Origin of the sequence: Methanohalophilus sp. WG1-DM (assembly GCF_004104135.1) — an archaeon.
GTDB lineage: Archaea > Halobacteriota > Methanosarcinia > Methanosarcinales > Methanosarcinaceae > Methanohalophilus > Methanohalophilus euhalobius.
This window is the reverse complement of the sequence record NZ_RRBA01000020.1, coordinates 1-22,617: the sequence shown is the minus strand read 5'-3', so window position 1 is coordinate 22,617 and position 22,617 is coordinate 1. Positions and strand designations below refer to the sequence as shown.

Below are 22,617 nucleotides of genomic sequence, written 5' to 3'. Positions count from 1 at the left end.
GTTTCAAATCCTTAAAGAAAGATTTCGTAGTTAAGTGGTTCCTTGTAGGATATATCTTGGCATAGATTATTCTTTTAGAATCGGGATTTATAGCCGCGTTATAATAATAGTTCTGAGTTTTTCCTCAAACTTAAGTCCCTGCTGGTACACAAGTATGGATAATGCTATGGCTTTTAGATTCCTTCTTTTCCTTTGCACGTAAGATTTAATATCTACCGGCACTAAATCTAATTATGCATTCTGTTCCATTTTCATCCCCTTTAAATGGGGGGATGAATCCCCATTTAGTTATTTTTTAACTGAACAGTGCCTATCTTTTTGCCGAAACGTATATATTCAGGTAATGCTTATGAAGGGCCGCACAAATGGGCCGGTAGCTTAGTCAGGCAGAGCGATGGACTCTTAATCCATAGGCCGAGGGTTCAAATCCCTTCCGGCCCGCCTATTTGCTTTTCTTATTTTAATCTAAGAATATATTGAAGGTGCCGGAAGGCACATTTGTGTCTATGTATGTGGCCACCGACTCTTCAGCATCCCTGTGTTGTCGGGAAGGCATCAACATTTTAACGGTAAATGTCATGTTCTTAACAGGCCTTGTTTGGACTTTAAATTCATTCGGCCTTCTGGAATTTGCACTTTCCGGAAATCATGACTGTACCTGCCATCATGCACCTCAACTGCCACCTTGAATCTCACGATCATGTTTATGCGGGCGTCGGGCTTAGTATTGCCCGTTATTGTGATATTTCCCCAGGTTTGAGCCGCTTGTGTGATACATCCCACTCAATACCAGAGTATTTTGTGTCTGGCTTTTCCTCTATAGGTTTCAATATAGAGCTTATTATTTTGTAAAATCCCAAAAATATGTTGTATCCGGTTGTTGAAATAGAACTCCCCTTATTCTATAAACATAATTGAACGTATGCCAACTTTATTTTCTTAGGCCCGTTTTCAACGAGTTGTTTATATGTATTATCAGTTATTATCTTATATAAAATTCACAGGAGAGTGAGATTTATGCCCAAGGTTAGTGTGGATATCCCCCAGCAGTTGCTTGATGATCTTAATTGTCATGTAGGGGTAGATAGGAAATTCGTGAGTCAGTCGGATGCTATTCGGACTGCAATCCGTAAATTACTGGATAGGATGGATGATGTGGACACAAGGCACGGAAGAATTAAAGAATAAGATTTGATTTCAAATATTCCATGCATTCTGTACCATTTTGCAGATTTTTCATTTCTGTAATAAACAACCCTTCATAACCGTCAACCCTGTCAAATACTTTTTTCCAATTAATACAGCCTTTGCCAAGAGGGAGGTGTTCATCCCTTTTTTCATGGTTGTCATGTATGTGGGAATGGATCATTACTTCTCTGCAGGAATCCAGAAACTCATCAAGCAAGCCCATTGTATTGGCATGGCCAATATCCAGTGTCATGCCTATATTATCCGAATCTGCCTTTTCTATTATTTCCAGTATTTCAGCAGGATATTTTCCAAATATGTGAGGCATATCTGGCATATTCTCCAGTGCAATCGTAATTCCTTTATCCTCTGCAATCGTGCTTATCTCTTTCAGTGATCCTATCGTATTGTCCCAGGCTTTTTCGGGATATAATGCTCCTTCAGGGGAGAGATAACCAGGATGGATTACTGCGATTTCAGCAAGACCTGATGCCATGTGCAGGCAATGTCCCATCTGCCTTATAATTTCTTTGTGTATACCGGGATTGAGGGTTGCAAGGTTTATGTCAGAAAACGGCAGGTGTATTGTGAAGGTCAGGTTTGTTGTATCCTTTATCTGTTGTATCCTGTCAATGTTTTCAGCAGTAATTTTCTGTTTTCCTTCCTGTACAAGTTCAATTGCTGAATATCCCATCTCTTCCAGTTCATAAGCCCATTCAAGTGGCATTTCCCCGCTTGCTCTTGCAGAAAACCCGATTGCCGGTGGCAACTTACTCACCTTCTCTTAATGGGGGCATTTCCTTTTCATAAACAGGTTTTCCTTCTTCTGTGGGAGGGGCTAACCAGTTAATTATATCTTCCAGTTCCCCTTCATTACATTTAATTTCCACATGGATCGACCCTAGCTCTTCTTCTCCTGCAGGAAAACTGATGCGTCCCACAAAAGCAACCTGTTTATTGAGCATGAAACTTATTTTTTCTTCCGGGCTGTGTATTCCTTTTTCGAGAACGGACCTTGCGGTATCGAGGATTGCTTCATCCCGCAGCAGGTGGTGGAATATTTGCAGGTCACGATGGTTGCAATCTATAACTGCGATATTATCATCTAAACGGGGTGCAAGACCACTAATCCTTGTAAGCGCCTCGCATACCTTTGAGACATCCTCTGTTGGATTTACACGGGCCCAAAACTTAACGCTGGCCATTTATTCTTCCCACCGTATCTTTCACCTGTTTTCTAAATTCCTTGAGACTTGCGGTGTTGTCAATGGTTACATCGGCAGTTTCCATTGCCTGACCCATTCCCCATTTCATCTCCCTTTCGTCCCTGATTTTCAAATCTTCGATTTTTTGCATGTCATCGCTTCTGCATCTTTTACGCACACGTTTAAACCGGTTTTCAATAGGACTGCTTATAGCGATTAATGAAAACTCATCTCCAAATTCTTTCTTGAAAATTTCCACCTCTGCAATCCCGCGGATGCCATCGATCACAACAACATCGTTATCATTCTGTTTGATTTTCGGGATACATCTCCTGGCAACTGCATCCATGCCTTCTTTGTCCCTCAGGTCATTGGCTACCATTCCAGTGTTGCTGTCTGTTGGATCGAGCTGGCGGTGCTTGACCTCTTCCCGTATCACATCTCCCATATTGATTACATTAATTCCCATATTACGGATCACTTTTGAGGCTTCGGATTTCCCGGAGGCGGGCATTCCTACAAAGGCTATTATTTTCATGAGTTGTTTCTCCTCTCCTGCCCTATGATATGTTATTATTTATATATCGTTATCCCTATGGAATATCATGCAAATCGGAAAGATAAGGCTTGGAGGAAACCTTTTGCTTGCTCCAATGGCAGAGGTAACCAATCTTGCCTACCGGGTAGTTTGCAGGCGTAGGGGTGCATCTTTTGCCTTTACCGAGATGATCAATTCCGAGGCGATACTGCACGACAATGCAAAATCACATCAGATGGCTCTAAGTTTTCCGGATGAGGGTATATTCGGTGTCCAGATATTTGGCAATTCTCCGGTTTCTATGGCAAAGGCTGCCTGCCTGATTGAAAATGAATCATCTCCTTCAATTATAGATATCAATGCGGGCTGCCCGTCTCCCAGAATCCGGAAAACGGGTGCGGGCTCAAAGCTTATGGAAAAACCCGATGTGCTGGAAAATATTATACAGTGTGTGGTGGAATCAGTAAATGTGCCTGTGACTGTAAAGATACGCGTATTCAGGGATGTGTCACAGACTGTGGAACTTGCATCAAGGCTTGAAAACGCCGGTGTCTCGGCCATAACAGTCCATGGAAGGACTGCCATGCAGCACTATTCGGGGTTGGCGGATCATTTGCACGCTCGCAGGATAAAAGAGGAACTATCAATTCCTGTTATTGCAAACGGGGATATACGGGACGGTGTTTTTGCTGCCCAGGTTCTTGAATATACGGGATGTGACGGTCTTATGATAGGGCGGGCAGCCATGGGAGATCCTGATATCTTCTCAAGGATAGGGGCATTCCTTGAAAGCGGCACGGAGTCCCCTTCAGCCGATTGTGATCAGAGAAAAAGCAGTCTGGAGGAATACCTGAAACTGCTGGAAACCCATGGGTTGGACAAAAATGTAAACCTGGCAGCACATTCTGCGTGGTTTACCAGGGGTCTTGCAGGTTCCAGGTCATTTCGCAAATCCATCCAGAACGTAAAGAGTAGTGATGATATCATTTCCAGGATGGGAATGCTATGCAAGGAGTCATAATTGTTCTTTTAGGATTTTTTAAAATAATTTTTATCTGTTATCACCGAAAAACTAAATAATAATTAGCTATTCTACACAATTAAACATTGCATTTATTCCAATTACCATCCAAACGGTAATTGTTGATGCATGCGGGTTCGTATCCGCTATCTACAATATATGTTCATTACGTTTGTTACGGAGAATACAGATGAAAGAAATAAGAATACATGGTCGAGGCGGACAGGGTTCGGTTACAGCAGCCGAACTACTGGCAGGCGCCGCTTTTGAGGATGGCCAGTTTAGCCAGGCATTCCCGGCCTTTGGTGTCGAAAGACGTGGAGCGCCGGTTCAGGCTTTCACAAGGATCAGTGATGCCCCAATCAGGCTCAGAAGCCAGATTTATGAACCAGATTACATAATCGTTCAGGACCCCACTCTTCTTGAGGTAGTGGATATTGACAGCGGGGCAAAAGATGATGGTATCATACTTATTAATTCTGATTTTGCTCCGGAAGATTTTGATCTTGACACAAATGCCCGTATAATGACCGTGAATGCAACAAAGGTAGCTCTTGATATCATTGGAAGGCCTATTGTCAATACTGTTCTTTTAGGAGCCTTTGCCGGTGCAACGGGCGAGGTCAGGGCCAGTTCAATTGTTAATGCAGTAAAGGGGCGCTTCTCTGGTAAAATAGGAGAGAAAAATGCAGAGGCTGTGCAGAAAGCCTATGACTTGATGGCGGAGGATAAATAATGAGCATACAACTCGGAGGAGTCTGTCAACCCGGTACCACGAGGGTAAACAAGACAGGTGGCTGGAGAACTTTCAGACCAGTCTTTGATTACGACAAATGTATCAAATGCAAATTATGTGAACTGCTCTGTCCTGATATGGCAGTACTACCCATGGACGACGGATTCTTTGAATTTGATTATGATTACTGCAAAGGATGCGGAATCTGTGCCAATGAATGTCCCACGGAAGCCATTGATATGGTACTGGAGGAGAAATAAATGACAGTTATACGTACCCTTGACAAGGATAAGATGGATGTGGCCGAAGGTTCCTATGCAGTGGCCCATGCTGTGAAGGTATGCAGGCCAAATGTTATTTCCGCATATCCTATCACACCACAGACCCATATTGTGGAGGACCTTTCCCAGTTCATGGCCGATGGTAAGATTCCAAACTGTGAATATATAACAGTCGAATCAGAGTTCTCCGCCCTTTCGGCTCTTGTAGGTTCTGCAGCAGCAGGTGCCAGGTGTTATTCAGCCACCACCTCACAGGGGCTGGAACTGATGCATGAGGTGCTTTTTAACGTATCAGGAATGCGCCTGCCGATTGTAATGACCATCGCAAATCGTGCGGTCAGTGCCCCGATTAATATCTGGAACGACCAGCAGGATTCCATCTCTCAGCGGGATACAGGCTGGATCCAGATGTATGCCGAAGATCTGCAGGAAATCTCGGATATGACCGCTCAGGCTTACAAGGTTGCAGAAGATAAGGATGTAATGATGCCTGCAATGACCTGTATGGACGGTTTCATCCTGTCTCATGTTTATGAGCCCGTGGTCTTGCTGGAACAGGACCTTGTGGATGAATATCTGCCTGCTTATGAACCGGAATACTCACTCGATCCTAAAAACCCGCTTACATTCGGTGCCTTTGCAGACCCGACTGTATATACCGAATTCAGGTACCTGCAGCAACAGGCAATGGATAATGCCCTGCCCAAGATAGAAGAAGCTGCCAATGAGTTCTATGAAATATTTGGAAGGTACTATGGTGGTCTGATCGATGAATACGAGACAGAAGATGCTGATATAATCCTTATGGCTATGGGTTCACTTGTAGGAACCATCAGGGATGTCGTGGATAAACTCCGTGCGAAGGGAGTCAAGGTCGGCTTACTTAAAGTAAGGACTTTCAGGCCATTCCCGGCAGAAGCAATAAAGAATGTTATCAAGGATGCAAAGGTTGTTGTCGCACTTGACAAGAACATCTCTCTGGGACTCAATGAAGGATCCCTGTTTACCGAGACCAAGGCAAGCCTGTATAATACTAAGGTTGATGTCCCGATAGTGGGCCGGATGATCGGACACGGTGGTCGTGACATACCCGAAAAAACCATTGAGGATATAGTGGAGGAAGCTAAAGGCATAATCTCTTCGGGTATCAACACTGAGAGCAAATATGCTGATCTGAAGGAGGAATTGTTGTGAAATCATTGTTTACATCAGGACATCGTGGTTGTGCAGGTTGCTGTGATGCAATGGTGGCCAAGTTCACCCTTATGGCCGCAGGAGAGGACTGTATTATTATATCCCCTACCGGCTGTCTGGAAGTTATGAGTACCCCCTACCCCGAAACCTCATGGGAGGTCCCGTGGGTTCATTCCCTCTTCGAGAATGCAGGGGCTGTGGCTTCCGGTGTGGAGGCTGCCCTTAAGGCAATGGGTAATAAAGGTGATACCAAGGTAATCGCTCTGGCAGGAGATGGTGCTACTCTTGATATCGGGATGAGATCCATTTCCGGTGCCTTTGAGAGAGGCCATGATATAACCTATGTATGTATCGATAACGAGGCATACATGAATACCGGTGTGCAGAGGAGTGGTGCTACACCCTTTGATGCGTCTACCACAACAAGCCCTGCCGGAAAGGTTTCCTATGGGAACCCCAGGCCCAAGAAGAACATGCCTGCAATTATGGCAGCTCATGGTTCTCCATACATTGCTACAACTTCCCTGGGTTATCCCAGGGATATGATCAAGAAGATCAAGAAAGCAACCGAGATTGAAGGCCCAACCTACATTCATGCCCATGCGCCCTGTACCACAGGATGGGGTTTTGACACTTCCAAGACTGTGGAAGTTGCAAAACTGGCAGTACAGACCGGTCTGTGGCCGCTGTATGAAATGGAGAATGGTGAAGTTACAAAGGTACGCAAAATAGGCAAACAGAAAAAGCCTGTCGAGGATTATCTCAAGATGCAGAAAAGGTTCAAACATCTTTTCAAAATGGAAGGCGGAGAGGAACAACTCAAACTGATCCAGGCACTTGCAGATAAAAACATTGAAGATTTCGGGCTTGAATAAGTCTGAAATCTCCTTTTCTTTTTCTATGGCGGCAAGTAATCTTTCTAATTTCCCTCAAATATGGGAACTTCTTAAAAAGGAGTATCCTGATCCGCAGCCTGCTCTGCATTTCAAAAACCCTCTGGAACTGCTGGTAGCCACTATTCTTTCAGCCCAGAGTACGGATGTGCAGATCAATAAAGTTACAAGTGAGTTGTTCAAGAAATACCGCACGGTTTTTGATTATGCGGATGTGGACATCAATGAACTGGAAAAGGATATTTATTCCACGGGTTTTTACCGCAACAAGGCCAAACACCTGCAACAGAGTGCCAGAATTATCATCGAGGATTTTGGGGGTGAAGTTCCATCCACGATGGAAGACCTGTTAAAACTGCCCGGGGTGGCTCGCAAAACTGCCAATATAGTGCTTGCAAGGGGTTTTGGTGTAAAAGCGGGTATTGCTGTGGACACCCACGCCAAACGTCTTGCTACAAGACTGGGTTTTACTGAAAATAAGGATCCTGTCAAAATTGAAAAGGATCTGATAGAACTTGTCGATCAAAGTGAGTGGGATGATTTTTCCCTGACCCTGATATTACATGGCAGGAACATATGTTTTGCCCGCAAACCCGCATGTGGGAAATGTGTTGTAAATCACTTATGTCCCTCCAGTTTGGTTTGATATATCCGTATAGTTCATTTTATTCCTATCGATATGTGAAAAAAGAATGAGAATCTATTTTTCCACAAACTATACAAATCTAAAAAACCTCTCTTTTTATTATGTCACGTATTGTTGTCCATGTGGACATGGACTACTTTTATGCTGCTGTTGAGGAGCGTGAAGACCCTTCCCTTATAGGCAGGCCTGTGGTGGTCTGTATGTATTCGGGGAGAGGGGAGCACGGGAGCTCGGTAAGCACCTCCAATTATACAGCCCGCGAATACGGTATTAAATCCGGTATGCCCTGTTCCAGAGCCATTAAACTGAATCAGGATGCGGTTTTTCTTCCTGTAAGAAAAGAGTTTTACACTGAAGTTTCTGACAGTATCATGGAAATACTGCGCTCTCATGCAGATAATGATGAATCCTTTGAGCAGATAAGTATAGATGAGGCATTCATCGAAGTTACGGCAAACTGTAACGGTGATTTTGAATGTGCCCGTAAACTGGGTGAAGATATTAAGCAAAAGATTCTGGAAAAAGAACAGCTGACATGTTCTGTGGGGCTCGGGCCCAACAAACTCATTGCCAAAATGGCATCCTCAGAAAATAAACCCGATGGACTTACTGTCATCCCACAACATGATGTAAATCAATTTCTGGCGAATCGTGCTCCCTCTCAACTCTGGGGTGTAGGGGATGTCACAGCCGCCAGGCTTGAAAAAATGGGCATAAAATCAGTGGGACAACTTGCTTCTTCGGACATTGTGTCTCTCATAGATGCTTTTGGTAAAAAGAAAGGTTCATGGCTCAAAAAGGCTGCACAGGGGATTGATGAGTCTCCTGTCAGGCAAAGGGAAGGAAGTGAGCAAATTGGGAGGATAGCCACTTTGCCGGAAAATTCATCGGATTACGATTTGATAATGCCAGTTCTGGATAACCTTGCCGAGGATGTGATTAAAAAGACTATCGAAAGAAGTGTTTCTTTCCGTCAGGTTACACTGATCATGATCACATCTGATTTCAAAACCCAAACTCGTAACCATACCCTCCAGAGAGCGGTTGCTGAAAAAGAAATTCTGAGACAACATCTGGACAAATTGCTAACAACCTTCCTTGAAGAAAACAAACCTACCATTCGCCGGATTGGAGTTAGGGTTGCCGGGTTACAGGAAATATCGTCTCAGACAACGCTTGCTTCTTACTTTTGAGCCGGTTAAAGGATAGATTCGAATGATTTCGCACCGTCCAGTTTTTCGGGACTTATGATGTCATTTTCCAGAATTTCATCTTTGATATTGATTGGAACATCTGCTCTCAGAGCAAGGGCGATGCAATCACTGGGTCTTGCATCGAATTCCATTTTAACATCGTTTTTGCTCAAAGTCAGACGGGCGAAAAATACTCCTTCTGTCTTTTCATCAATAAACACGCTTTCAACTTTGCCTTCCATTCTTGAGAGGATGGACATTAAAAGGTCGTGGGTCATTGGACGAGGTGTGGTCTCACTGTTTAATGCATTATTTATGGACAGGGCTTCCAGATGCCCGATATAAATCGGCATTATTTTTCCGGCCGGATCTTCCAGGATGACAGTTGGCGCTATTCCCTCTTCCATTTTCATGAGGTAAACCCCCTTTACATTCACCTGGCAGGTTTCGTCTTCTTCTGGCATGCCTTTACCATGAAATTCAATAATATTAATATCTTATCAATTGATTGCTCTGTTGAAACTGAGACCATCAAATTAGTTTTTCATTTTAAAAGCGTAACTATTTATTCATTATCACCAGGCATTGCATGAGCGTAACTTATTTATTATTTTATGAGTGAGGAAATATATCAATATACAAAATCTTTTTATAAATTTTGAATGGAATTTGTAGAGGCTGTCGGAAAAGTCTACTACTTACAGACACATATCATACAGTTTCTATTGTATATACTCATATTCTACCGCATAATCACAATCAAGAGATACATTTATATCATATAACCATAATCAACTGAAATAATTAACTCTATCGTGATTAAAATGTATTCTGTTCAAAACCCAAGCAAACAACATTCGTGTATGGTCCTGATGTCTACGAATTGATACTCAAAAACCATTTGCTTTATAAGATCAATGAAAATGTTGATTTCTCGTTCATCAATGTAACATGTGAAAAACTCTATTGTTCAAACAAAGGTCGTCCTGTAACCAACACACCTGAAATGATGCTACGGTCTGCAGTAGTTCAATACCTTTTTAGAATCAATACCTTTTTAGAAGAGGCTAAAAGATACAGTAAATCTCGAGATTTTAAACGGGATATGAAAATGAGGGCACATATCGAACCAAAACAGGGAGAGATGAAGAGATTTCATGGGCTGAAAAGAGCAAAGTTCTGGGGGAAAGAGAAGATGAATATCCAGGCAATGTTAACAGGAATTGCAGTTAATCTAAAGAGATTTATTAAAATGAGTGGGGATATATGTTAAAGATAGAAGGGATGAAAGAGTTGAGGCTTAAAAAAGGATTGAAAGAAGCTGGATTGAAAATATGTCAAACAAATAGATGATAATTTCTCAAAAAAATGAATTTAAGCCTTAAATTTGCTCTTTAATGAAGTAAAGGGGATCTTTTTTATCTATTATCCGACAGTCTCTTAATATTGTAATTTATCACTCCCTGATTTTTGCCTATCATATTACAAGCAAGCGTTTTCCGAGTTAATGTTTTGACCATAAAGTAGACCTTTTAACTATTATGTATCCCATTGACCACAATGTAGTGGACTTTATGGTCAAGCCCATCGTTACAGAATGTCTTATATACTACTAACAAGGTATGTGGTTACTGCATTCCTGTGAAGGGTGAGGGAAATGAAACATAAGCCAAAGATACAGACCAAAGAAGACTACTTGAAGTGGTCGTCGAAAATGATGTAAAATTTATACGTACCCAGTTTGCCATGATTATATTCACCTACCTGCAAGTAAATTTTCATTTGTTATAAAGATGAGGCAAACGACAACGACTGTTTTCACAGAGGATGTACAGAATCGTGCTCAATTTTCTTTTCCAGCTCATCCCAGCTAGCGGCATTCCGTATACAGCCGGGGTCAGGCCCCTGTACATCATTGAAATAACCAAATGCACGTGCCCGGCATCCCCCGCAAACCTTCAAATAAGCACATTCAGAACACTGCCCTTTAAAGGAATTCCTTTGACGCATTTTTGCAAGAAAATCACTGTTTTGCCACACATCTACAAGGTTGTTGTACCTGATGTTTGCCAGTGTTTTTGGCAGGAACACACATGGAATTATATCCCCGTTTGGCTGGAGGCCGCAGTACAGACGGCCAGCTCCGCAGCCTCCCACAAACTCCGCAAGAAATTCAACTTTGTCTGCCAATTGTTTATTCTGTCCGATCGAATCAAAGTGGGTCAATGAAGATATTGAATGTCTCCCACCCATGCAGACCCGTGAAAACTGAGGAGCCGTGGAAAGTACATTGATATTTCTTCTCTCCCCCTCTGTGGCCAGTTCCTCAAGAAGGGATTCACGCTGCTGAGGAGAAAGATCCTTGTTCATAATCTCCTTTCCTCTTCCGGCAGGGATGAAATTGTAGTGCATAAAGGTGCCGGCACCCAGTGATTCAGTGATATCAATCACTTCACTTACCTCATCGAGGTTTTGGGAGGTTACTGTCATCGCTACTTCAGTGTTCAGGCCCGCATCCACTGCATTTTTGATACCCTCCAGGGTCTTATCGAAGGCTCCATCCAGTCCACGGAAATTATCATGAGTTTGCCTGGTACCGTCCAGAGAGATCTGGACAAAGGAACAACCAAGATCTGCCAGTCGCTTTGCCCGTGCAGCCGTTAGCATTGTACCGTTGGTCGCAAGAGCCAGTCCCATATCCCTCTGGCATATTCTTGCAGCCACTTCAAAAAAATCATTCCGCATAAGAGGCTCTCCCCCTGACAGGGAGATATAGGCAACCCCTTCATCTGCCAGTCTGTCCACAACTTTGACCCTTTCAGCTGTGTTCAATTCATCCGGTGTGGGCCTGCTAATGGCACTCTGGTAACAGTGTCTGCAATGAAGGTTGCATGCATTGGTAGAGTTCCAGACGACCAGGAAGGGTGCATAAGAAGTGAAGGGCTTTTGTGGACCCCACAAACCAATACCTGCCAGAGTCGAGACAAGCCCTTTGCGCCAGTAACCCACCTTCATATTGGACTTTATATCATCCTCTGTGATGCCGGTTTTATTGGCAACCTGTCCAATTATACTTCTAACCGTTTTGCCGACAATTCGGTCCTTCAGGCCAAGATCATCCTCCGTATCCCACCCGTAAGATTTCAGGATTCTTTCCATTCGCTGCATGCCATCAGATCCGGCAACGACCTTGCTGAGAACTTTGCGTGTGGCAGGATTACCTAACCATGTTTCTACAAGAGATGCCATTTCTTCAGTCTGTGCTTTTGATGAATAATCCATAGTTTTCTACCAAGAATCAAACTCATATAATCTGACCGTTTTCCTGGTACCCCCTATCTATATGAAATGAGATTGCTTAAATATTTTTTTTATATTTGTTTGCATGCAGTAGTTATCTTTATATATAAGTAATACGGTAAGTGGTTACTGCATTCCTGTGAAGGGTGAGAGAAATGAAACATAAGCCAGAGATACAGACCAAAGAAGACGTACTTGAAGCGGTCGTCGAAAATGATGTAAAGTTTATACGTACCCAGTTCACCGACACAATGGGAATTATCAAGAGCTGGGCAATTCCTTCCGAAGACCTGGATGAGGCATTCGATGAAGGAGTGATGTTCGATGGTTCTTCAATCGAAGGATTCACCCGCATTGAGGAATCGGACATGATGCTAATGCCCGACCCTTCAACATTCCGTATCCTGCCCTGGAGACCAACCGAAGGAGCTGTTGCGCGTATAATAGGTGATGTAAAATTGCCGAATGGCAACCCCTTCGAGGGAGATCCACGTTACATTCTCAAAAAGACCCTTAAGGAAGCCCAGGACATGGGATATTCCATGAATGTGGGACCGGAACTTGAATTCTTCCTGTTCAAACTGGACAGTGAAGGCAATCCCACAACCGAACTTACCGATAAAGGCGGTTACTTCGACTTTGCACCCCTTGACATGGCCCAGGATGTGCGCAGGGAAATTGACTATGCCCTGGAACACATGGGATTCAAGCTCGAGGCATCACACCACGAAGTTGCCCCCTCACAGCACGAGATCGATTTCAGGTTCTCGGATGCCCTTACTACAGCTGATAATGTAATCACATTCAGGTATGTGGTCAAATCCATAGCAAACCACCACGGTTACTATGCAACCTTCATGCCGAAACCACTCTACGGTGTAAACGGCTCAGGAATGCACGCCAACCAATCCCTGATGTCACAGGATGGCGAAAACGTATTCTTTGATCCGAATACTCCAAACCAACTCTCCGACATAGCCAGGTATTACACCGGCGGACTGCTGGAACATATCAGGGAATTCGCGGCAATAACCAACCCAACTGTCAACTCTTACAAAAGACTTGTCTCGGGATATGAAGCGCCCATCTACATAACCTGGTCGGACAGTAACCGCAGTTCCCTGATACGCATCCCGTCAACCAGGGGCAAGGGTACAAGGGTAGAACTCAGGTGTCCTGATCCGGCATGTAATCCATATCTTGCCTTTGCAACCATGCTTTCTGCAGGCCTGGATGGAATCAAGAACAAAACCGACCCTGGAGAAGCAGTAACCCACAATATCTTCAAACTTTCCGGACAGGAGAGAGAAGGCATGGGGATCAATTCTCTTCCAGGAAGCCTCAAGGAAGCGATAGACGAAATGGCAGGCAGTGAATTTGTTAAAAAGACCATGGGAGACCACCTTTTCAACAACTACCTATGTGCCAAGAATAAGGAATGGGATGATTATAAGGCCCAAGTACACCAGTGGGAACTGGATACCTACCTTGGTGTACTTTAAGCAGGGATTTCACAGGAAGTCCCGCCCAAATTTTTTTAGATACATACACTTTATACACACTTTTACATATCATAACAAGGTGATGCCGATGTGCGGGATAATAGGAGTTATTGACAGACAGAAACAAAAAATGAATGGTTCGGGAATCAAAGAAGCCCTCAGCCTTATGAATGAGCGTGGCAGTGGTGAAGGTGCAGGTTATGCTGCATATGGCATATACCCCGATTTTGAAGACTGTTATGCCCTGCACATATTCTTTGATAATCTTGTGGAGCCAAAATCAAAAGTTGATGATATTATCCAGAAATGGGGACGCGTCGTCCATCAGGAAGAAATTCCTACAAAGGAACAACCCAACCTGAAAAGGAGTCATGTTCCCTGGAGATACTTCTTCAAACCCTATACTGATCTTATGACCGGAAGTCTCACACCGGATGAAGATATCGTCAAATATCTGGTCATGGAAATTAATTCCTCGACTATCGAAGGAGCCCTGGTATTTTCCTCCGGGAAAAATATGGGAGTGTTCAAGGCCGCAGGGTGGCCGGAAGATGTGGCAAATTTTTACAAAATTGATGAATATGAAGGTTATATCTGGCTGGCACATAACCGTTATCCCACCAACACCCCGGGATGGTGGGGAGGAGCACATCCCTTTAACCTGCTGAACTGGTCGGTGGTACACAACGGAGAGATTACTTCCTACGGGACAAATCAGAGATATGTAGAAAGCAATGGTTACCAGTGTACAATGTATACAGATACCGAGGTTGTTGCATACCTGTTCGACCTGCTCGGCAGACATCACGAATTACCATCAGAGATCATTGTAAAAGCAATGGCTCCGCCTTTCTGGGATGAGATCGATGAAATGAATGATAAAGAGCGTGAACTCAACAAAGCAATTCGCCTGACCTATGGCCCGGCTCTCATGAATGGCCCCTTCGCAATAGTTGTGGCCACTCATGATGGCATAGTAGGGTTCACTGACAGGATAAAACTCAGGCCACTGGTAGTTGGGGAACACGGTTCGAGGTTGTACATATCCAGTGAGGAAGCCGCAATTCGAACCATGGACCCCCAGGTGGAGGATATCCACATGCCGGGTGCTGGTGAGCCGGTAATCGGGAGGGTTGTAACATGAGCCTGGGAAGTGTACCCCTGAAATACCGTATACAGATAGACAGGCAGCAATGTATGCAATGTATGAGGTGTGTGTATAATTGTTCCTATGGTGTATTCCGGGAAGAGGATGACGGCAATATCCTGATCGATTCACGCAAATGCACAGCATGCCACCGTTGCATTTCAATGTGTCCGCGGGATGCCATCAATCTCAGTGAGCATCCCGTTGATTACCGCAGCCATCCCTTATGGACTCCGCAAGCCCGGGAGGATGTCATAAACCAATCACGAAGTGGCAGGATCGTCCTGGCGGGAATGGGAAATGCCAAGGATTATCCTATAATCTACGACAGGTTGGTGCTGGATGCCTGCCAGGTAACCAATCCGAGTATAGACCCCCTGCGTGAGCCTATGGAATTACGTACCTACCTGGGGCAAAAACCTTCAAAACTTGATATAAGGAAGCAGGAAAACGGGGAGATTAAACTCAATACCAAACTATCCCCAAATCTGGAATTGCAGACTCCGATAATGATCGGACATATGAGTTATGGTGCTATCAGCCTCAATGCCCAGTTAAGTCTTGCAAAGGCAGCAGCCAAAACCGGCACATACATGGGAACCGGGGAAGGTGGCCTGCATAAGGACATTTATCCATATCAGGATAATGTCATAGTGCAGGTGGCCTCCGGACGGTTCGGCGTGGATATTAATTACCTTGATAGGGGAGCCGCTATAGAAATCAAGATTGGACAGGGAGCAAAACCCGGTATTGGGGGACATCTGCCTGGTGAGAAGGTGTGCACGGATGTTTCCTGCACACGAATGATACCTGCAGGCAGCGATGCGATAAGCCCCGCCCCCCACCATGACATCTACAGCATAGAGGACCTGGCACAGCTGGTAAGAGGCCTCAAGGAAGCAACCGAATGGAAGAAACCGGTTTTCGTAAAAATTGCAGCTGTGCATAATGTCGCAGCTGTGGCGGCTGGTATTGCAAGGTCCTCAGCAGATGCAGTGGTTATAGACGGTTTCCGTGGAGGCACCGGGGCAGCTCCGAAAGTCTTCAGGGATAATGTAGGCATTCCCATAGAAGCAGCGATTGCCAGTGTCGATCAGAAACTCAATGATCAGGGTATCCGTAACAAGGTATCTGTTATTGCCAGCGGGGGAATTCGCAACAGTGCAGATATTGCCAAATCCATAGCCCTTGGTGCAGACGCAGTTTATATCGGAACCGCAGCCCTGATTTCAATGGGATGCCGGGTTTGTGGAAACTGTTACCGTGGTTTGTGTCCCTGGGGTATTGCCACCCAGAGGGAAGACCTTGTCAGCCGGCTTGATCCGGAAGTTGAGTCCGAACATGTTGCAAATCTAATTAAATCCTGGACCCTGGAGCTCAGTGAACTCATGGGTGCAGCCGGAATCAACAGTATAGAAAGCCTGAGAGGTAATCGTAGCAGGCTGCGTGGCTATATGCTGGATGAAGGCACCCTGGATGTGTTGCAGGTAAAGCCTGTGGGGGCCTGATCAAATGGAACCAGTACACATAGATGCAAGAGGACTTCATTACACACCCCTGAATCAGCAGATACGCAGAGCTGTTTCAGAGGGTACTACTGAGATAATCGTGGATAATGTACTTGGCCAGCGATTCATAGCAGATGGGTTAAAAGGAGAAGTTACCATCCGGATCAACGGTGTTCCGGGTGGCGACCTTGGAATGTTCATGAACGGCCCCACCTGTATCGTTAAAGGCAACTGCGACCACGCACCCGGTAATACCATGGACAGCGGAAAGATCGTTATCCATGGCAGTGCAGGAGATGCCGTGGCCCACAGCATGAGAGGCGGCAAAGTATTCGTGAGAGACGATATCGGTTACAGAGGAGGCATTCATATGAAGGAATATGGAGAGGATCATAAACCCATCCTGGTTATTGGAGGCAATGCCTGTTCATTCCTGGGAGAATACATGGCCGGGGGAGTAATAATTGTCCTGGGCAAGAGTAGCAATCCTTTTGGAGGCAGAGGTGTTGGCAGTGGAATTCACGGTGGTGAGATCATCCTGCGAGGTGAATTGAAAGAAAGACAGCTTGGCGTGGGTGCCAGGATCACGGAATTCACAGAAGAGGATCTGGAAAAGATAAGTCCTTATATTGAAGAGTTTTGCGGATCTTTTGAAATCGACCCGAAAAAATATCTGGATACAAAGTACACAAAAATTGTCGCGTCAAGCAGCAGGCCTTTTGCGGGCAAATATGTCTGGGAGTGAACTGCATGATTAATTCATGCATTCCTCTTTGACGACACATAGTGCAACAGAGAAACAATTGCAACAAAAATGACTTTATGGAACAGCAATACCAAATTCAATAGGATTTTCAGTATTGTTCACGATGTCTATATACACGAGATCAGAGCCGCTCACATCTCGTGCATATCGTATCTCTGCCATGTGAATCCGCTTGGTTTCCTGATCCAGAGTGACTTCAAACCTATACACACCTAAAGGCCCCTTAATATACTGAAGATCGGTCCTGTCTCCTGATTTAAGGAAATAGGATTCATAAAATATAGATTGGTTGTCAGAATCAAATATCTCTACAACGACATTATGTTCAGTATTATCCACATTATCGACACCGAATGCAAGTGGGCCAGGCTCAGGTTGGAAAATGAGAATTGGAATGGCCAATACTATTCCAATTAAAATAAATAAAAGTAACCCCACAATTATTGAATTTCTTTTTTGCATTTTGATTCAAACTCATATGCCATCATATGCAACTATTTATTGGATAATTGCACATGAAAGTTGCACTGTGTATATTGCAATAAAATTACTCCATGGTTTATAAAACAATTTGATGGATCTGATTTATTAACCATAATTTTAATTTCTATTTTCTGTTTAACCCAGTATCCAGAAAGCGCATTACCATCAGAAACAAGAAAAAGTTATATCGAAATAGGACAGTGTTTTCTTTCCTTACAACCAACCTAGTCAAATGTATGTGATCATCATGGGAAACTACCTCGATCTTAAGGAAAAAGTCTGGAATACAAATCGTTGCAGCGGATGCGGGGGTTGTGTGGCGGTATGTCCTGCAGATGCCCTGTATTTCAAAAAGGGAGAAGAATCCATAAAACCCTCCAGCAATGGCTACTGCAAGGAGGCCACTGATGGTGTTCCCTGCGGTGCATGTTATGACATATGCCCCCGCATAGAAGGAGAAATGCCCGAAAGTAGCAGTTCCAGGGAAGAATACATGGCTGCAAAGGCAGGTTTTGAAATCCCGGGAAAGCAAAGTGGAGGAGCGGTTTCCGCAATCCTGTATGACAGTCTGGAGAGAGGCATTGTTGATGCTGTTGTAACTGTAACAGAAGACCCCTGGACCCTGAAACCAAAATCCACAGTCATCACATCCGGCGAGGCATTGATAAGCAGTGCAGGAAGCCGTTATAACTGGTGGGTTCCGCTGCTTGCAGCCCTGAAGGAAGCCGTAATCGGGAAGAAGTGCAAGAACATAGCAATTGTTGCCCTGCCCTGTGCCGCCCGGGCAGTGGAGAAGCTGCGTAAAAGTGATAATGAATTACTTGGACCCTTTGCAAAGTCGATAAAATATGTAATCGGCCTGTTCTGTACAGAGAGTTTCGATTACGAAAAACTCATGGAAGGCAAACTCAAATCAGAACTGCAGATCAACCCACTGGACATAGAACGCATGGATGTACGGGGAAAACTTGTTGTCACACTCAAGAATGAGGACATTAGCATTCCCCTGAAAGATATCGAAGATACTATTCGTCCAGGTTGTCACATATGTAAGGATTTCGATGCCCTGTATGCTGATATTTCAGCAGGTTCTGTAGGAAGCCCGGAAGGATATACAACGTTGATTGTGCGCAGCGATACGGGTAAACTGGCAGTTGACAGAGCTCTTGAAAGTGGCAGGCTCGTTGCAACAGATGAGGCTGACCCTGCAGTTGTCACAAAATACAGGGACAAAAAGCAGCAAAAATGAATTCAAAAGCAGCTAATCACTGCTTTATTTTACTCTTTTATGCCTATTGAAGATATCCAAATACTTTCATACTGCCTGCACCAATTTATAATAGCATGATTTGCATATACCAGCGGGGAGAATACGATGGGCATATATACTGTAACCGGGCTGAACAACTATATCAAAAACGTGTTAACTTCTGAAAAGGCCCTGCAGCAGATCTGGGTAGAAGGAGAAATATCCAACCTCACAAAACACCGATCCGGGCATTACTACTTTTCAATAAAGGACGAATCAAGCCAGGTAAGCTGTGTCAGTTTTCGCTCCACAAACCGCAAATTAAAATTTGAGCCTGAAAAAGATATGAAAGTGCTGGTTTTTGGATCGGTAAATGTTTACACCGTCCGTGGACAGTACCAGCTACAGGTGCGGGACATCCGCCCGGATGGTGTGGGCGAATTGTATAAAGCATTCGAACAACTCAAAAAAAGACTTGAAGAAGAAGGTTTGTTTGCTCCCGAACACAAAAGGCTCCTCCCCCGTTATCCCCGCAAGATAGGAGTTGCCACATCTGCCACGGGTGCAGCTATACACGACATACTGCATGTACTACAGAGACGCTATCCTGTAGATATCCTGCTCTGTCCGACAACTGTCCAGGGGGAGGCATCCGCAGATAGCATTATAAGATCCCTGGAATTGCTCAATCGTACAGATGCAGACCTCATTATTGCCGGCAGGGGAGGAGGTTCCCTTGAAGACCTGTGGCCATTCAATGAGGAAAAGGTGGCACGTGCTATCTACAATTCCAGACTGCCGGTTATAGCGGCAATCGGGCATGAAACTGATTTCACAATATCAGATTTTGCAGCAGATGTGCGTGCACCCACCCCCTCAGCAGCCGCAGAAATTGCAGTGCCCGACAGGACAGAAATGGTGAGGCATATCGATGCCCTCCGACAGAGAATGGAATCTGCACTCAAAAACCGTATTCTGAACCAGAAAAAACATATTGAATACCTTTCTGGCCGAATTAGTCCTGATAGATACAGGGAACTGCTCAACCAGCGCATCCAACATCTGGATGAGGTGACATATCGCCTGACATCCAGAACGGAATATATAATGCAAACTAAAGTTGCAGAACTCGGAGCCCTTGCAGGACGATTGAATGCCGTAAGTCCCCTTAATACTCTTGACCGTGGTTACTGTGTGGCACAGTCCGATGAGGGAGGGACCATAACCGGTGTTATTGATATTGAGAAGGGACAGAGTTTACAATTGAAATTCAGGGATGGGTGTTGCAGAGTGGAGCATAAAGAAAATTTGGATGAGGGATGCTAAATGTCATCAAACACTGAAAACAAAAACTTTGAGGATAGCCTGCTCGAACTCGAGGATATTGTGGAAAAACTTGAAAACGGACAGATATCCCTCCAGGAAAGCATGGAAATGTTCGAGAGGGGAATAAAACTTGCAGGCATCTGCAATAACATTTTGCAAGAATCTGAACAACGCATAGAGCAACTCATAGAAAAAAACGAAGAAATTGAGACCTGTGATTTAGAACAGCAAAGCTGAAACAAACATGTTTAACTTCTATGCATAACGAAATCAAGAAAGTATAAGTAATTCTTAATTCATAAGAACTTATGATGAGTGAATTGAGGCAAATCCCCTGTCATATTGATGGCATGGACGAAATTGTGGGTGGTTTCAAGTCCCCTTCGATCATTCTTATTGCGGGGACAGCTGGTGTAGGTAAGACAACTATGGCACTGCAGATGCTGTCAAATGCAGCAAAAGCCGGCGAAAAAACCCTGTACATACCCATTACAACGGAAGATTCCGATCGACTGAAGATGTACCTGTCCACTTTTGAATTTCTGGATGAATCCGTGGAAGTACATGAGATTAACAGGCCGATTGCAGAAAAGGATCCACTAAGTACCCTTATCGAAATGGACAATACGATATCATCCGCAAAACCAGACAGACTTGTAATAGACCCTATCACACCCATAGGATTTGGATTTGTGGAACAGGAGAGAAGGCGTTTCTTTTACACCCTGGACTCAATGGTGCGTGAATCCAATTCCCTGGTGTTTTTGACAGGCGAGTTAATGAAAGATGAAATTCACAATTATGTGGTCAGCCATCTTGCAGATGGAATAATTTATCTGTCCAGAACCAATCAGGGCATGCAGACCTCCAACCAGATGGAAATCCTCAAGATGACGGGAGTCAAGCCCCCTTACAGTAATGAATGCATGACCCAGAAATTCAATTATCTGGTGAACACACGCGGATTCAGTGCATACCCAAATCTGAAATATGAGGAACGGGCTCCTGAAGATAATAAAGTTGACACTGGCATCGATGAAGTTGACAAAATGTTAAACGGAGGTGTCCCGGCTGGAAGTTCTATTCTTGTAGGAGGAGAACCAGGCACCGGGAAAACCATAATGGGATGGCAATTTATCCAGCAGGGGCTCGAAAACGGGGAAAATTGTGCTATCATCACCTTTTACGAAAGTGTAGACCAGATAATAAAAGCCACAGGGGATCTTGGCTGGGACCTGCAATCATATATTGACGAGGAAAAACTTAGTATAATCACTTATGATACCGAAAACGTCTGTTATGCAGAATATTCCAACCGTATAAGTAATATTGTTGAGGAAAAAAAGCCTGCCAGACTGCTAATAGATGGCCTTGTGAACGTGGAAATCACAATAATAGATCCTGTTAAAAGAAGAGGATTTTTGCATTCCCTTGTAGGTTACCTGAAAAGCCATGATGTTACGACACTTTTTACCACGGAACTTTTTGGAGGGGCTGAAAAAATAAGGAGCAAGGAGTCATCTTTCATAATGGATAATGTAATCCTGCTTAAGCAGACAGATACTGAAAAAGGAATGAAAAGGCAGTTCCAGATCATCAAATCAAGGGGAACCGCCAGTGAACCCCTTATAAAAGAATATGAAATAAAAGAAGGCGGAATTGAGATAATATAAATCAGAGGTTTTGCACTTTCCTCTCAATTGTTGTCCCAAGTTCTGTCAGACTGCACTGACCCTCCTTTTCAACTATCAGTTTCTTTTCCACCAGCTCTTCCACCAGTCTTTTGACAGAAGGCTGTGCAAGATGCATATTCTTTGCAATACGGGATGTCTCGAGTTCACCTTTAGAAGCCAGCATTTCAAGAAGTTTTTGTCGATTCGTATTCCCTGTCACAAAACCCATTATTTCCTCCACAGAATCACCATTTAATATTAAGTTTACAGCTATAACTAACTTTCTTCAACTTTTCGAGCAGGATTCTCCTTTTCGTAAGGTAGGAGAGGAATGCGCCTGATATTTCACAAAAGCAATTTTTTATAATAAGTAAGTGAACATACTATTGTATGTTTCTCACTAAAACAGTTATCTTGAAAATAGTAAATCCTGATGATGATTTAGTGAGAACTATGCAGAAATATTCAGATGGAATGAATTATGCTTCTGAAATCGTTTTTGACAGTGGTAAACCGATATCCTCGATGAAATTACAGCAGGAAGTTTACGCATATCTTCGTGAAACATTAAAATTGAAATCTCAAATGAGTTGTAATATCCCACGACAAGTTGCAGGGTGTTACAAAACATTGTATAAACTGAAAGAATCAAAATGGCAAAAGGTACAATTTTCGCCATCCTCAATGACTTTTTCATACAAAAGGGATTTTGTAATTGATGAAGATACGGTCAAAATAACTACTATCAACGGAAGAAAAGCATATTCC

The 22,617-nt window shown here is 43.9% G+C and carries 24 protein-coding genes, 1 tRNA gene and 1 pseudogene; 19 read left to right on the top strand and 7 right to left on the bottom strand.

What is annotated here, in order from left to right:
* Nucleotides 1–367 precede the first annotated feature (367 nt).
* Together CI957_RS09905 and CI957_RS09900 are read left to right on the top strand one after the other, a co-directional pair.
* Nucleotides 368–441 (top strand) — tRNA-Lys (locus tag CI957_RS09905).
* Nucleotides 442–1,017: 576 nt separating this feature from the next.
* The gene (locus CI957_RS09900) at nt 1,018–1,188 is read left to right on the top strand and encodes a type II toxin-antitoxin system ParD family antitoxin (RefSeq protein ID WP_096712068.1); all 171 of its coding nucleotides are present in this window, start codon (nt 1,018–1,020) and stop codon (nt 1,186–1,188) included.
* Here the strand turns inward: CI957_RS09900 and CI957_RS09895 are convergent.
* Genes CI957_RS09895 through CI957_RS09885 form a run of 3 tightly spaced genes read right to left on the bottom strand, consistent with a single transcriptional unit; the run spans nt 1,178 to nt 2,931 of the window.
* On the bottom strand, nt 1,178–1,966 hold the full coding sequence (locus CI957_RS09895; RefSeq protein WP_311133157.1) for a sugar phosphate isomerase/epimerase family protein: 789 nt from the start codon (nt 1,964–1,966) through the stop codon (nt 1,178–1,180). The genes CI957_RS09900 and CI957_RS09895 overlap by 11 nt on opposite strands.
* Entirely contained in the window at nt 1,959–2,393 is a 435-nt protein-coding gene (locus CI957_RS09890) for an RNA-binding domain-containing protein (RefSeq protein WP_096712066.1), read from the bottom strand. Before CI957_RS09890 ends, CI957_RS09895 begins: the two co-directional genes overlap by 8 nt.
* Nucleotides 2,380–2,931, bottom strand: a complete 552-nt coding sequence (locus tag CI957_RS09885; RefSeq protein WP_096712065.1) for a dephospho-CoA kinase — start codon at nt 2,929–2,931, stop codon at nt 2,380–2,382. Before CI957_RS09885 ends, CI957_RS09890 begins: the two co-directional genes overlap by 14 nt.
* A 67-nt stretch (nt 2,932–2,998) precedes the next feature.
* Between CI957_RS09885 and dusB the strand changes: the two genes are divergently transcribed.
* From dusB to dinB, 7 genes are all read left to right on the top strand, one after another.
* Nucleotides 2,999–3,952, top strand: a complete 954-nt coding sequence (dusB, locus tag CI957_RS09880; RefSeq protein WP_128754771.1) for a tRNA dihydrouridine synthase DusB — start codon at nt 2,999–3,001, stop codon at nt 3,950–3,952.
* Nucleotides 3,953–4,142: 190 nt separating this feature from the next.
* Complete coding sequence (locus tag CI957_RS09875; RefSeq protein WP_096712063.1) at nt 4,143–4,688, top strand: pyruvate ferredoxin oxidoreductase subunit gamma; 546 nt, start codon at nt 4,143–4,145, stop codon at nt 4,686–4,688.
* Nucleotides 4,688–4,948, top strand: coding sequence for a pyruvate synthase subunit PorD (porD, locus tag CI957_RS09870; RefSeq protein WP_096712062.1), 261 nt, complete (start codon nt 4,688–4,690; stop codon nt 4,946–4,948). The genes CI957_RS09875 and porD overlap by 1 nt, the downstream gene beginning before the upstream one ends.
* Nucleotides 4,949–6,163 (top strand): pyruvate synthase subunit PorA, encoded by a 1,215-nt coding sequence (porA, locus tag CI957_RS09865; RefSeq protein ID WP_096712061.1) that lies wholly within the window; start codon nt 4,949–4,951, stop codon nt 6,161–6,163.
* Nucleotides 6,160–7,038 (top strand): pyruvate synthase subunit PorB, encoded by an 879-nt coding sequence (porB, locus tag CI957_RS09860; protein ID WP_096712060.1) that lies wholly within the window; start codon nt 6,160–6,162, stop codon nt 7,036–7,038. Before porA ends, porB begins: the two co-directional genes overlap by 4 nt.
* A gap of 25 nt (nt 7,039–7,063) precedes the next feature.
* Nucleotides 7,064–7,702: an endonuclease III gene (nth, locus tag CI957_RS09855; RefSeq protein WP_128754773.1), complete on the top strand. Its 639-nt coding sequence runs from the start codon at nt 7,064–7,066 to the stop codon at nt 7,700–7,702.
* Nucleotides 7,703–7,803: 101 nt separating this feature from the next.
* Nucleotides 7,804–8,895: a DNA polymerase IV gene (gene dinB / locus CI957_RS09850; protein WP_128754770.1), complete on the top strand. Its 1,092-nt coding sequence runs from the start codon at nt 7,804–7,806 to the stop codon at nt 8,893–8,895.
* Nucleotides 8,896–8,900: 5 nt separating this feature from the next.
* On the opposite strand, the gene CI957_RS09845 is transcribed toward dinB, so the two are convergent.
* Complete coding sequence (locus CI957_RS09845; protein ID WP_105460263.1) at nt 8,901–9,359, bottom strand: bifunctional nuclease family protein; 459 nt, start codon at nt 9,357–9,359, stop codon at nt 8,901–8,903.
* A gap of 419 nt (nt 9,360–9,778) precedes the next feature.
* On the opposite strand from CI957_RS09845, the gene CI957_RS09840 reads away from it, so the two are divergent.
* Nucleotides 9,779–10,168, top strand: a complete 390-nt coding sequence (locus CI957_RS09840) for a transposase (protein WP_128754769.1) — start codon at nt 9,779–9,781, stop codon at nt 10,166–10,168.
* Between the two features lie 545 nt (nt 10,169–10,713).
* Here CI957_RS09840 and CI957_RS09835 read toward each other — a convergent pair.
* A complete protein-coding gene (locus tag CI957_RS09835; protein ID WP_096712056.1) occupies nt 10,714–12,177 on the bottom strand; it encodes a radical SAM/SPASM domain-containing protein in 1,464 nt (487 codons plus the stop codon).
* A 173-nt stretch (nt 12,178–12,350) separates the two neighbouring features.
* On the opposite strand from CI957_RS09835, the gene glnA reads away from it, so the two are divergent.
* The 4 genes from glnA (at nt 12,351) to CI957_RS09815 (ending at nt 17,097) form a co-directional block, all read left to right on the top strand.
* Nucleotides 12,351–13,697 carry a type I glutamate--ammonia ligase gene (glnA, locus tag CI957_RS09830; protein ID WP_096712055.1) on the top strand — a complete coding sequence of 449 codons (1,347 nt, stop codon included), beginning with the start codon at nt 12,351–12,353 and terminating at the stop codon, nt 13,695–13,697.
* A gap of 88 nt (nt 13,698–13,785) precedes the next feature.
* A complete protein-coding gene (locus CI957_RS09825) occupies nt 13,786–14,841 on the top strand; it encodes a glutamine amidotransferase family protein (protein WP_096712054.1) in 1,056 nt (351 codons plus the stop codon).
* Nucleotides 14,838–16,352 carry a glutamate synthase-related protein gene (locus tag CI957_RS09820; protein ID WP_096712053.1) on the top strand — a complete coding sequence of 505 codons (1,515 nt, stop codon included), beginning with the start codon at nt 14,838–14,840 and terminating at the stop codon, nt 16,350–16,352. The genes CI957_RS09825 and CI957_RS09820 overlap by 4 nt, the downstream gene beginning before the upstream one ends.
* Nucleotides 16,353–16,356: 4 nt before the next feature.
* A complete protein-coding gene (locus CI957_RS09815) occupies nt 16,357–17,097 on the top strand; it encodes a hypothetical protein (RefSeq protein WP_128754768.1) in 741 nt (246 codons plus the stop codon).
* A 75-nt stretch (nt 17,098–17,172) separates the two neighbouring features.
* On the opposite strand, the gene CI957_RS09810 is transcribed toward CI957_RS09815, so the two are convergent.
* Nucleotides 17,173–17,580 (bottom strand): hypothetical protein, encoded by a 408-nt coding sequence (locus CI957_RS09810; RefSeq protein WP_096712051.1) that lies wholly within the window; start codon nt 17,578–17,580, stop codon nt 17,173–17,175.
* Between the two features lie 268 nt (nt 17,581–17,848).
* On the opposite strand from CI957_RS09810, the gene CI957_RS09805 reads away from it, so the two are divergent.
* The 4 genes from CI957_RS09805 (at nt 17,849) to CI957_RS09790 (ending at nt 21,849) form a co-directional block, all read left to right on the top strand.
* Nucleotides 17,849–18,850 carry a Coenzyme F420 hydrogenase/dehydrogenase, beta subunit C-terminal domain gene (locus tag CI957_RS09805; protein ID WP_128754767.1) on the top strand — a complete coding sequence of 334 codons (1,002 nt, stop codon included), beginning with the start codon at nt 17,849–17,851 and terminating at the stop codon, nt 18,848–18,850.
* Nucleotides 18,851–18,976: 126 nt separating this feature from the next.
* A complete protein-coding gene (gene xseA, locus CI957_RS09800) occupies nt 18,977–20,176 on the top strand; it encodes an exodeoxyribonuclease VII large subunit (RefSeq protein ID WP_128754766.1) in 1,200 nt (399 codons plus the stop codon).
* Nucleotides 20,177–20,413 (top strand): exodeoxyribonuclease VII small subunit, encoded by a 237-nt coding sequence (locus CI957_RS09795; protein ID WP_096712049.1) that lies wholly within the window; start codon nt 20,177–20,179, stop codon nt 20,411–20,413.
* 71 nt (nt 20,414–20,484) lie between these two features.
* A complete protein-coding gene (locus tag CI957_RS09790) occupies nt 20,485–21,849 on the top strand; it encodes an ATPase domain-containing protein (protein WP_241646080.1) in 1,365 nt (454 codons plus the stop codon).
* A 1-nt stretch (nt 21,850) separates the two neighbouring features.
* On the opposite strand, the gene CI957_RS09785 is transcribed toward CI957_RS09790, so the two are convergent.
* A complete protein-coding gene (locus CI957_RS09785; RefSeq protein WP_128754765.1) occupies nt 21,851–22,078 on the bottom strand; it encodes a winged helix-turn-helix domain-containing protein in 228 nt (75 codons plus the stop codon).
* Between the two features lie 161 nt (nt 22,079–22,239).
* On the opposite strand from CI957_RS09785, the pseudogene CI957_RS09780 reads away from it, so the two are divergent.
* A pseudogene (locus CI957_RS09780) lies at nt 22,240–22,617 on the top strand (RNA-guided endonuclease TnpB family protein); the annotation flags it as partial.